Source organism: Streptomyces sp. NPDC044704 (assembly GCF_056433525.1).
The window spans coordinates 414,660-425,626 of the sequence record NZ_JBWKGY010000003.1 but is presented as its reverse complement, the minus strand read 5'-3'; the positions used below and the strand labels follow the sequence as shown (position 1 = coordinate 425,626).

11 protein-coding genes are annotated in these 10,967 nt (G+C 73.6%); 6 read left to right on the top strand and 5 right to left on the bottom strand.

The window, feature by feature from the left end; genetic code table 11:
- The first annotated feature begins 49 nt into the window (after window positions 1–49).
- Both AC07B0_RS09465 and AC07B0_RS09460 read left to right on the top strand, forming a co-directional pair.
- Window positions 50–1,327, top strand: coding sequence for a thymidine phosphorylase (locus AC07B0_RS09465; protein ID WP_478897463.1), 1,278 nt, complete (start codon window positions 50–52; stop codon window positions 1,325–1,327).
- 124 nt (window positions 1,328–1,451) lie between these two features.
- Window positions 1,452–1,820 carry an STAS domain-containing protein gene (locus AC07B0_RS09460; RefSeq protein ID WP_478863496.1) on the top strand — a complete coding sequence of 123 codons (369 nt, stop codon included), beginning with the start codon at window positions 1,452–1,454 and terminating at the stop codon, window positions 1,818–1,820.
- On the opposite strand, the gene AC07B0_RS09455 is transcribed toward AC07B0_RS09460, so the two are convergent.
- The 3 genes from AC07B0_RS09455 to AC07B0_RS09445 form a co-directional block, all read right to left on the bottom strand.
- The gene (locus AC07B0_RS09455; protein ID WP_356870777.1) at window positions 1,716–2,720 is read right to left on the bottom strand and encodes a sigma-70 family RNA polymerase sigma factor; all 1,005 of its coding nucleotides are present in this window, start codon (window positions 2,718–2,720) and stop codon (window positions 1,716–1,718) included. The two genes, AC07B0_RS09460 and AC07B0_RS09455, sit on opposite strands and share 105 nt — an antisense overlap.
- An 86-nt stretch (window positions 2,721–2,806) precedes the next feature.
- Window positions 2,807–3,514 carry a L,D-transpeptidase family protein gene (locus AC07B0_RS09450; protein ID WP_467289980.1) on the bottom strand — a complete coding sequence of 236 codons (708 nt, stop codon included), beginning with the start codon at window positions 3,512–3,514 and terminating at the stop codon, window positions 2,807–2,809.
- A 173-nt stretch (window positions 3,515–3,687) separates the two neighbouring features.
- Window positions 3,688–5,001 carry an MFS transporter gene (locus AC07B0_RS09445; protein WP_467289982.1) on the bottom strand — a complete coding sequence of 438 codons (1,314 nt, stop codon included), beginning with the start codon at window positions 4,999–5,001 and terminating at the stop codon, window positions 3,688–3,690.
- Between the two features lie 98 nt (window positions 5,002–5,099).
- Here AC07B0_RS09445 and AC07B0_RS09440 point away from each other — a divergent pair, with 98 nt between their 5' ends.
- Window positions 5,100–6,038 (top strand): LysR family transcriptional regulator, encoded by a 939-nt coding sequence (locus AC07B0_RS09440; protein WP_356870773.1) that lies wholly within the window; start codon window positions 5,100–5,102, stop codon window positions 6,036–6,038.
- Between the two features lie 11 nt (window positions 6,039–6,049).
- Here AC07B0_RS09440 and AC07B0_RS09435 read toward each other — a convergent pair whose 3' ends face one another.
- Window positions 6,050–7,141: a helix-turn-helix transcriptional regulator gene (locus tag AC07B0_RS09435; RefSeq protein WP_469376500.1), complete on the bottom strand. Its 1,092-nt coding sequence runs from the start codon at window positions 7,139–7,141 to the stop codon at window positions 6,050–6,052.
- A gap of 138 nt (window positions 7,142–7,279) precedes the next feature.
- On the opposite strand from AC07B0_RS09435, the gene AC07B0_RS09430 reads away from it, so the two are divergent.
- Window positions 7,280–8,530, top strand: coding sequence for an ATP-grasp domain-containing protein (locus AC07B0_RS09430; RefSeq protein WP_467289987.1), 1,251 nt, complete (start codon window positions 7,280–7,282; stop codon window positions 8,528–8,530).
- A 16-nt stretch (window positions 8,531–8,546) separates the two neighbouring features.
- On the opposite strand, the gene AC07B0_RS09425 is transcribed toward AC07B0_RS09430, so the two are convergent.
- The gene (locus AC07B0_RS09425; RefSeq protein WP_356870767.1) at window positions 8,547–9,266 is read right to left on the bottom strand and encodes an alpha/beta hydrolase; all 720 of its coding nucleotides are present in this window, start codon (window positions 9,264–9,266) and stop codon (window positions 8,547–8,549) included.
- 114 nt (window positions 9,267–9,380) lie between these two features.
- Between AC07B0_RS09425 and AC07B0_RS09420 the strand changes: the two genes are divergently transcribed.
- The gene (locus AC07B0_RS09420) at window positions 9,381–10,529 is read left to right on the top strand and encodes an adenosine deaminase (RefSeq protein ID WP_467289991.1); all 1,149 of its coding nucleotides are present in this window, start codon (window positions 9,381–9,383) and stop codon (window positions 10,527–10,529) included.
- 139 nt (window positions 10,530–10,668) lie between these two features.
- Window positions 10,669–10,935, top strand: coding sequence for a hypothetical protein (locus AC07B0_RS09415; RefSeq protein ID WP_356870763.1), 267 nt, complete (start codon window positions 10,669–10,671; stop codon window positions 10,933–10,935).
- Window positions 10,936–10,967 lie beyond the last annotated feature (32 nt).

The window sequence follows — 10,967 nt, the reverse complement described above, 5'->3', positions numbered from 1 at the left end:
CTCCCCCGTTACACCCCTCATCTCTATGCGCGTAGAAGGAAGTCACCTCATGGACGTCATCTCCGTCATCCGGACCAAGCGGGACCGCGGTGAGCTGAGCCCCGAGCAGATCGACTGGGTCATCGACGCGTACACGCGCGGTGTCGTCGCCGACGAGCAGATGTCGGCGCTGGCGATGGCCATCCTGCTCAACGGCATGAACCGGGCCGAGATCGCCCGCTGGACCGCCGCGATGATCGCCTCCGGCGAGCGGATGAACTTCGACTCCCTCTCCCGCCCGACCGCCGACAAGCACTCCACCGGCGGCGTCGGCGACAAGATCACCCTCCCGCTCGCCCCGCTCGTCGCCGCCTGCGGCGCGGCCGTCCCGCAGCTCTCGGGCCGCGGCCTCGGCCACACCGGCGGCACCCTGGACAAGCTGGAGTCCATCCCCGGCTGGCGCGCGCTGCTGTCCAACGAGGAGATGCTGCACGTCCTCGACACCACCGGCGCCGTCATCTGCGCGGCCGGCGACGGCCTGGCCCCCGCCGACAAGAAGCTCTACGCCCTGCGCGACGTCACGGGCACCGTCGAGGCCATCCCGCTGATCGCCTCCTCGATCATGTCGAAGAAGATCGCCGAGGGCACGGGCTCGCTCGTCCTCGACGTCAAGGTCGGCAGCGGCGCCTTCATGAAGAACATCGAGGACGCCCGCGAGCTCGCCTCCACGATGGTGGCCCTCGGCACGGACAGCGGCGTCAAGACGATCGCCCTGCTCACCGACATGTCCACCCCGCTCGGCCTCACCGCCGGCAACGCCCTGGAGATCCGCGAGTCCGTCGAGGTCCTCGCCGGCGGCGGCCCCTCCGACGTCGTCGAGCTGACCCTGGCCCTGGCCCGCGAGATGCTGGACGCCGCCGGGGTCAAGGACGCCGACCCGGAGAAGGCCCTGGCCGACGGCTCCGCGATGGACGTGTGGCGCCGGATGATCTCCGCCCAGGGCGGCGACCCGGACGCGGCCCTGCCCGTCGCCCGGGAACAGCACGTGGTCACCGCCTCCGCCTCGGGCGTCCTGACCCGCCTCGACGCGTACGCGGTCGGCGTCGGCGCCTGGCGCCTGGGCGCGGGCCGCGCCCGCAAGGAGGACCCGGTGCAGGCGGGCGCGGGCATCGAGCTCCACGCCAAGCCCGGCGACACGGTCACCGCGGGCCAGCCGCTGATGACCCTGCACACGGACACCCCGGAGAAGTTCGAGTACGCCCTCGCCTCGCTGGACGGCTCCTACGACGTGGCCCCGGCCGGCACGGCCTTCTCCGCCACGCCGATCGTCCTGGACCGCATCGCCTGACCTGCGGCTCCCCTTTCGGATGAACGGGACCGGCGGACCCCCGCCGGTCCCGTTCGCCGTCCCGGGACCGGTCACGCCGGACACCTCCGCCTTCCCCGCGCCGTGAGCCGGGCGGCCGCCGCCGATGAGTTCGGCCGTCCCCGGCAGTCACCCCTGCGTGGAGATCATGCGACTCGTCCTGCCCGGCCCCGCACCGGTCCCGCAGGACGTGCCGGGGCTGTGCGCCCGCCTGGAGCTGCTGTACGAGGCCGGCGCCGCAGCGGTGGTGTGCGACGCCGGGGCCGTCACCGCCCCGGGCCTGGGCGCCGTCGAGGCGCTGGCCCGGCTGCGGCTCACCGCACGGGACCGCCCGTTCCGTGTCACCGGAGCCGGCCCGCCCCTGCGCGGGCTACTGCACCTCGTCGGACTCGTCGAGCTGCTCGGGGAGCCCGAACAGCGGGAACCAGCGGGCGGTGTCGAGGAAGGCGTTCAGGCCGGTGATCCGCCCCTCTGACACCTCCAGCACCTGGAGCGCCCACGGCGTGTGCCCCTTCCCCGAGGGGTCCGGCCGGTACTGGCCGAAGGCCGGCATGCCGTTCGCCGTGGTCGGGACCAGGCGCGAGCCCTTGCAGCCGATGCCCTGGTTGAGGTGCCACGCGGCGATGTCCGCGTGCCCCTGGAGCCACAGGTCGAACGGCGGCATCGACAGCACCGCGTCCTCGTGCAGCAGGGCGGTGAGCCGCGAGATGTCGTAGGCCTCGAAGGCGGACAGGTACTGCTCCAGCAGCTTCGCCTGGTCCGTGTCCAGGGGGTCCGCCGCCTCGCTCTCCCGGATCCGCTGGGCGGCGAGCGTGGCCCGCGCCCGCTGGAGCGCGCTGTTCACCGAGGCCACCGTGGTCTCCAGCAGCACCGCGACCTCGTCCGCCTTCCAGGCCAGCACCTCCCGCAGGATCAGTACGGCCCGCTGCTTCGCCGGCAGGTGCTGGAGCGCCGCGACGAACGCCAGCCGTACGGACTCCTTCGCCAGGGCCATCTCCGCCGGGTCGGCGGTCTGCGGCAGCACCCGCCCGTCGGGCACCGGCTCCAGCCAGGTCACCTCGGGCCGCTCGCTGAGCACGGCCGAGGCCTGGTGCTGCGGGGCGGTGAGGTCCATCGGGCGGGCCCGCTTGTTGCCGGCGCTCAGCAGGTCCAGGCAGACGTTGGTGGCGATCCGGTACAGCCACGAGCGCAGCGAGGAACGGCCCTCGAACTTGTCGAAGCCGCGCCACGCGCGGACGTACGTGTCCTGCACCGCGTCCTCGGCGTCGAAGGCCGAGCCGAGCATCCGGTAGCAGTATCCGGTCAGCTCCACGCGGTAGCGGTCCATCGCGGTGTCGAGGTCCGCTTCCGGTGGTGTCGTCGCGAGGTCACTCATGGCTGCCGTCCGTCCCCCAGAAGGTTTCCGTTGCTTCGGAAACTACCCGAGGGCACCGACAACGGCAGCCGCAGAGCGTCGAGCCGTCACGTTCCGGGCTTGCGCCCGTACACGAACACGTCCTCGCCGTTGCCCAGCATGCTCCAGTACGCCTTGGCGTCCGTGGTGGTCATGTTGACGCAGCCGCCCGACCCCGGCGGGTTCCACATGCTCTTGGGCGTGGAGTGGAAGGCGATGCCGCCGTCGAAGAACTGTGAGTACGGCATCGCGACGTTGTAGATCGTCGACCAGTGGTTGATGCTGCGGTAGTAGATCTTCTTCAGGCCGGTCCGGGTCGGCGTCCCCGCCTTGCCCGTGCGCACCGGCACCGGCCCGTACTTCAGCGTCGCGCCGTCCTGGATCCAGGTCAGCTGCCGCGTCAGGTCGACGCAGGCGATCCGCCCGAGGTTGGTCGGACACTTCTTGTCGGCGTTCGGGTTCTTCCCGGCCGCCCGCTGCGCCAGCATCGTGCTCATCGTCTGCCAGGTCAGCGGGCCCGCGTAGCCGGCGGTCGGGGTGATCCCGTGCGTGGCCTGGAAGGACTGGATGGCTTTGCAGTCGGCCGCGGACTGCACCCCGTCCACCGGCCTGCCGAGGAACTGCTCCACCTGCCGCTGGTACGGCCCGGTCGTCACGTTGCAGGACGCGGCCTGCGCCGCCCCGCCCCCGGCGACCACCATCGGCACGGCCAGGGCCAGCGCCCCGCCGAACACCACCGCCGCCCGCCGCCCCGCGCGCATGCGTATCGAACCCATTCGGTCCCTCCCCGGTTCGCTGTGCGTCCTCCGGGACCACGGCCCGGATGACCGGCGCGATTGCGCTCGGCGGAAGCGTAGTGACGGCGAGCGGGTTCGTCAGCGGGCTGAACAGTACTTTTCCGGACGGATTTCGGCCGGTGGCCCGCCCCGGGCGGACCGCCGACGGCCCGTCAGCGCGCGGTCGCGGCCGGCAGCGCGAGCCGCCGCTCGGCGCGGGCCGCGTGGGACCCGTAGAGGGTGATCGAGGCGACGCCCACCACCGCCAGCAGCGCGATGCCGACCGTGGCCGCCCACCCCGAGGCGTGGTAGGCCAGCGCGCCCAGGGTGCCGCCCGCGCTGGAGCCCAGGTAGTACGCGGACTGGTAGAGCGCCGAAGCCTGCGCCCGGCCCGTCTTCGCGGTCCGGCTCACGGCCGCGGAGGCCACCGCGTGCCCCGCGAAGAACCCCGCGGTGATCAGCACCAGCCCCAGCAGGATCGCGGCCAGCGCGTCCGACAGCGACAGCAGCAGCCCCAGCGCGGTCGTCGTCACGGCCAGGTACAGCGCCCCGCGCCGTCCGGCACGGGCCACCAGCTTCCCGGCGGCCGCCGAGGAGACCGTACCGACCAGGTACACCAGGAACACCGACCCGACGACGCCCTGCCCCAGCGAGAACGGCTCGTCCACCAGGCGGTAGCCGATCACCGTGTACACGGCTCCGAACACCGTCATGAACAGCGCGCCGATCCCGTACAGCCGCAGCAGCAGCGGATCGCGCAGGTGACCGGCGACGGTACGTCCCACCGCGCGCGGCTTCAGCGAAGCCGGCCGGAAGAACCGCGCCCGGGGCAGCAGCACCAGGAAGGCCACCGCGCAGACCAGCGCCATCAGGCCCACGCTCAGCAGCCCGGCCCGCCAGCCCCACAGCTGCGCCGCCCAGCCCGTGACGATGCGGCCGCTCATCCCGCCGATCGAGTTGCCCGCCACGAACAGGCCGATCGCCCCGACCAGCGCCTTCGGCCGGACCTCCTCCGCCAGGTACGCCATCGCGGAGGCGGGGATCCCGGCGATCGCCGCGCCCTGCACCGCGCGGAGCGCCACCAGCCACTCCAGGTTCGGCGCGAACGGCACCAGCAGGCCGACGCCGACCGCCACCACCATCGACCAGGTCATCATCCGGGTCCGCCCGAACCGCTCGGACAGCGCGCTGAGCGGCAGGACGAACAGGGCCAGCGCCCCGGTCGCCGCGGACACCGTCCAGCTGGCCTGACCCGCCGTCACGCCGAACCCGGCGGAGACCGCGGGCAGCAGGGCCTGGGTGGAGTAGAGGAGCGCGAAGGTCGCGAGGCCCGCGGCGAACAGGGCCAGGCTCATCCGGCGGTAGCCGGGGCGGCCGGGCTCGGCGGGAACGTTCACCGGCGAGGGGGCCGCGGCGGGCGGAGCGGAAGGGGACGACAGGGTGGAGGCACCCGAGGTGACGGGTGCCCCGGTATGAGCGGGAGGCATACGACGACCGTAGGCCCGCCTTTTTCATGCGTCCAATGCACAGATTCGCCATAATCGATCCACTCACGCATCACCACAGATCAGGGCGGCGGATGTCAATGAACCGTTACGAAGAAGACATGGCCGTGACACGCCAGCTGGCCCCCCGGCTCGCCCATTTCGTCGTGGTGGCTCGGCACGAGCACGTCACCCGCGCCGCGCACGAGCTGGGCGTCCCGCAGTCCACCCTGTCGCGGGCCATGGTCCGCCTCGAACAGGACCTGGGCGTCACGCTGTTCGCCCGCAAGGGCCGTACCGTCTCCCTCACCACGGCCGGCCGCACCTTCCTGGCCTCCGCCGAACAGGCCCTCGAAGGCATCGCCCGCGCCGCCGAGTCCGTGCAGCAGGACGCCGACCCGGCCTTCGGGAAGGTCGCGTTCGGGTTCCTGCACACCCTGGGCCCCGAGACCGTACCCGGCCTGATCCGCGCCTTCCGCGCCGACCACCCCCGCGTGCGGTTCTCCCTCGTACAGAACTACGGCGAGGCCATGCTGGAGAAGCTCAGGGCCGGCGAACTCGACCTGTGCCTCACCTCGCCACTGCCGGACGCCCCCGACCTGGTCGCCCGCCGGCTCGACGAGCAGCGGCTGCGCCTGGTGGTCCCGGACGACCACCGCCTCGCGGGGCGCAAGCGCATCCGGCTCGCCGAGGCCGCCGAGGAAACCTTCGTCACCCTCGAAGCGGGCTACGGCCTGCGCCGCATCACCGACGACCTGTGCGCGGAGGCCGGGTTCACGCCCAAGGTCGCCTTCGAGGGCGAGGAGGCGGAGACCCTGCGCGGCCTCGTCGCCGCCGGACTGGGCGTGGCCCTGCTGCCGCCCCCGGCGGTACCCCGCCCGGGGGTGGTCGAGCTGACGGTCACCGCCCCGCGCGCGGTCCGCGAGATCGGCGTCGCCTGGCTCGACGGCCACCCGGACACCCCGCCCGTCGCCGAGTTCAAGCGCTTCCTGCTGTCCCGCCGAGGCCGCCTCATCCCGGAACTGGAACCGCCGGCCTGAGGGCGCCGACGCTAGGCCCCCGGCCCCGGCGCCCCAGCCGCCCCCGGCGGCGGCCCGGAGGCCGGCCCCGCCGACAGCAAGTACCCCGCCTGGAAGCGCGACTTGGCGCCGACCGCCCGCATGATCTCCGCGATGTGCCGCTGGCAGGTCCGCTCCGACATGCCCAGCCGGCGCGCGATCACCTTGTCCTCCAGCCCCTCCGACAGCAGCCGCACGATGGTCTGCCGCAGCTCCTCCGAGATCGACCGGGCCGCGTCCGGGCTCACCGTCACCGGGAACGGCTCCGCCCCCAGCCAGGACCGCTCGAAGGCCGCCGTCATGAAGTGCACGACGTTCGGCTCCCGGACCACCAGCGCCGCCCCGTTGCGGTCCGGCACCGCCATCAGCCCCGTGTGCTGGTCGAAGATCAGCATCCGCATCAGCCCGTCGCCGAGCGTCCTGACCTGCGCCCCCAGCGCCGTCACCCGCTCGACGTACGCCGCCGTCGGCCGCGAGTAGCGGGCGGTGTGCTGGTAGATGGTCCGCATCCGCACCCCGCGCGCCAGCAGCGACTCGTCCCGCCCGACCGCGTCCTCCAGCGTCTCCAGCGGCCGGCCCCCGCCCGGCTGCGAGGTCAGCAGCTCCCGCTCGCACCCCGCCGCCAGTTCGGTGATCAGCCCCCGTACCGCGCCCAGGTCGGTCACCAGCTCCAGGTGTCCCGAGCCGCTCAGCTCCCGGTGCGCGGCCCCCGCCTCGTACGCCGGGACCAGCGCCTCCAGCCGCCCCCGCAGCCGGTCCATCTCGTCGTGGGTCTCCCGTACGAGGAGCGCCAGCGGGGCCAGTACCCGGGCCGCCGCCGCCCGGGGCGCCACCGCGCTCCACCGCTCCGGCCCGTCGCCCGGGGCCCGCTGGAGCAGGTGCGCGGCGGCCAGTTCGGTGATCGCGGCGCCGGCCCGGGCGCCCAGGGCCGCCGTGGCCTCCGCCGCGGCGAAGGCGTGCCGCTCCACCGCGTACGCGTACAGGCGCCGCGCGGCGGGACTCAGCTCGCCCCCGTGGCCTCCGTGGAGGCCCTCGGCCCCGTCCACCCCGTGCACCCCATCGGCTCCGTCGGCATCGGCTGGCATATGCGTATTCGTCCCTGCATGTGACCGTTTATAAACCCCTCGTGTTCCCGCAAGGCGGCAACTCGACGCCTGACCGGGCCCCTCCGGCATATGCCGAACCGGCACAGTGGAGCCACGGCGTGACGGGGGGAGCGCGGTATGCGGCAAGGACCGACCGGCCGGCGGCACCAGCCCGTGGCAGTCCTGCTGAGCCCGCGCCCCGCCGAGGTTGCCGCCGCCCGCCGTGCGGGCGCGCGCACCGTGGTGGTCGCGCCGGATCCGTCGGTGCCATCCGACCGTGAGGGGGCGGAGCGGCGGGTACGGACGGACTGGCGCGACCACCCCCGCCTCGTCGAGGCCGTCGGCCGGCTGGCGGAGGTCCGTCACGGCCGGGCCGCCGTCTTCGGCTTCGGCCCCGCCTCGGCGCTGGCCGCCGCCCGGGCCAACGAGGCCCTCGGCCTGCCCGGCACCCCGGCCGCCGCCGTCACCGCCCTCATGGACAAGGCCGCCCTGCGCGCCCGCTCCAACTCCCTGCACCCCGCCGGGCCCGTGTCCTTCGCCCGCTGCGGCCGGGCCTCCCTGATCCCCTTCCTCACCGGCCTCATCGGCTACCCCTGCGTCGTCAAACCCCGCGCGGGCGCCGACGGAGAGGGCGTGCGGTTCGTCGGTGACGCGGCCGGGGCGGAGGCCGCCGCCCCGCACTACCCCGAGGTCACCGACCTGCTGGTGGAGGAGTACCTGGAGGGCCCCGAACTCGCGGTGGCGGCCCTCTCCCGGCAGGGCCGCCACCGGATCCTCGGCTGGACCCGCCGCCTGCCCGGCCCCGGCCTCACCGCCGCCGGCCACGAGCTGCCCGTCGCCCTGGACCCGGCCGCCGCCGAGGCCGTACGGGCCCTCGTACGCGGCGTCCTGGACCTCGCCGGCCACCGCGACGGCCCCTCCCACACCGAGGTCGTCCTCACCCCGCGCGGCCCCCGCCTCGTCGAGGCCCACGCCCGGCCCGGCCCCGAGGAACTGACCCAGCTGCTGCGCCTCGCCCACGGCACCGACGTGCTCGCCCTCGCCCTGGCCGCCGGGCTCGGCCTCCCGGACCCGGTGCGCCGTACGCGCGCGGCCCACGCCGGGCTGCGGTACGTGGACTTCCCGCCCGGCCGGAGCCTGGCCGAGGCCGGCCCCCGCCTCGCGGCGGCCCGCGCCGTCCCCGGCGTGGTCCGGGCGCGGCTGGAGGTCCCGCAGGGCGTCGTCGTCAGGGCCGCCCCGACGGGTGCGCTCCACCACGCCCACCTCCTGGCCACCGCCCCGACCGCCGCGTTACTGAGGAGCGCGCTGGACCGGGCCGCCGATCTGCTCACTTCCGGCCCCCGGGCGCGCGCCCCGCTGCCCCGCCGCCCCGACCGCGGCCTCGCCTGACCCCTCCGGGCGGCCTTCAGCCCCGCAGGGAGCGTCCGAAGCCCGAGGCCAGCGGCATCCGCAGGCCCAGCGGCGGCGGAGCCGCCAGCGCGTCCGTGACCGGGCGCGAGTACCGCCCCGAGACCATCGAGCCCAGGACGAAGTCCACGCCGAGGGCGACCACTTCCGCCTGGTGGTCGCGCAGTCCGTGCCCGTCCGAATGCACCTCGAAGCGGCACGTGGAACGATTCGCCTTCTTCGCCCGGGCCGCCAGCAGGAACGAGGACTCCGGATCGCTGCGCGCGTCGTTGGTGCCGTGCACGATCAGCACCTGCCGCCCCGCGAGGTGTTTCACCGGTTCAGGGGAGCCGTCCCCGGCCGCCCCGCCCAGACAAGGGGCGAGCGCCACGACGGTGTTGACCGCCCCGTGACCGCCCGCGCGCAGGGCCGCGCGGCCGCCCGCCCCGTACCCGGCCAGGCACACGGGCACGTCCCCGTACCTCCGTAAGGCCTCGTCCGCCGCCCAGCCGGCGGCCTCCTCCTGCGGCCCGGACCCGTGCAGGACCGTGTGCGCGACCAGCCCGTCCGTCCCGCCCGCGCGGGCCAGCGCCCGCGCGAGCGGACGCAGGGGGCCGGGGAGGAGTCTGGACGCCCCGGGGAGCAGGAGCACCACACCACTGACCGTCGAGACCGAACCGTTCGCTCCGGCGGCCCGCCCCAAGCGGGCCCCGCGCGCCTGCGGCGCATGCTGTGCCATGGCGGAACAGTCTCAGACCGGGAGGTGTACGCCACCCGTCCGCACGGTCACTGTTACATATCGACGACCGTTGCCGAGGCTACGCTCTACGCGCGTAGGAGCTAGAGTGCCCAGATGACGAGCGAGACCCCCACCCTGCCCACGCCGGACCAGATCCGCCGCTCCCCGAAGGTGCTCCTGCACGACCACCTCGACGGTGGACTGCGCCCCGGGACCATCATCGAGCTGGCCCGTGAGGCCGGCTACGAGAACCTCCCCGAGACCGACGCAGACAAGCTCGGCGTCTGGTTCCGCGAAGCCGCCGACTCCGGCTCCCTGCCGCGCTACCTGGAGACGTTCGCGCACACCTGCGCCGTCATGCAGACCAAGGAGGCGCTCTTCCGGGTCGCCGCCGAGTGCGCCGAGGACCTGGCCGAGGACGGCGTCGTCTACGCCGAGATCCGCTACGCCCCCGAGCAGCACCTGGAAGCCGGCCTGACCCTCGAAGAGGTCGTCGAGGCGGTCAACGACGGCTTCCGCGAGGGTGAGCGCCGCGCCAAGGCCAACGGTCACCGGATCCGCGTCGGCGCCCTGCTGACCGCTATGCGCCACGCGGCCCGCGCGCTGGAGATCGCGGAACTGGCCAACCGCTACCGCGACAACGGCGTGGTCGGCTTCGACATCGCCGGCGCCGAGGCCGGGTTCCCTCCCACCCGCCACCTCGACGCCTTCGAGTACCTCAAGCGCGAGAACAACCACTTCACGATCCACGCGGGCGAGGCCTTCGGCCTGCCGTCGATCTGGCAGGCCCTCCAGTGGTGCGGCGCCGACCGGCTCGGCCACGGCGTGAAGATCATCGACGACATCGAGGTCGCCGAGGACGGCTCGGTCACGCTGGGCCGCCTGGCCTCGTACGTCCGGGACAAGCGCATCCCCCTGGAGATGTGCCCGACCTCGAACCTGCAGACGGCCGCGGCCGCCTCGTACGCCGAGCACCCGATCGGCCTGCTGCGGAAGCTGCACTTCAGGCTCACCGTGAACACCGACAACCGGCTGATGAGCGGCACCAGCATGAGCCGCGAGTTCGAGCACCTGGTCGACACCTTCGGCTATTCGCTCGACGACATGCAGTGGTTCACCGTCAATGCGATGAAGTCCGCGTTCATTCCTTTCGATGAACGACTGGCCATGATCAATGACGTGATCAAGCCGGGGTACGCGGAGCTGAAGTCCGAGTGGCTCTTCCGCCAGACCGCCTCGACCAGCGGTTCCGTCTCAGCCTAGGCCACGGCATGACGGACTGAAAGCGCCCGGGAGGAGCAATTCCCGGGCGCTTTCTCGTATTAGAGGATGTTTGCGGGCGGGGGTTTCAAGTGACTAGCTTGCGGAGCCGCTCAATTCCCCGTCGCAAGGACGATCTTTCATGAAGCAGTCTGCTGCCAAGTCCCTCGGTGTCGCTGTCATTGGTGCCGCCCTCGCCGCGGGTGCCGCCGGCACCGCATCCGCCGCCGCGCTCCCGGCCGCCAGCCTGACGGACGCCCTCGGTTCCGTCACCAGCGCCACCAGCTCGCTCACGAACCAGACCGAGCAGGGCCAGGAGGGCCAGTCGTCCGACCCCGCCGCCCCGGTCACGGGTCTCCTCGGCGGCCTGACCGCGGGCGGCGGCGGCCTGCCCGGCCTCGGCGGCTGACACCCCGCGACGCGTACGCGCGTGCGGTCGGC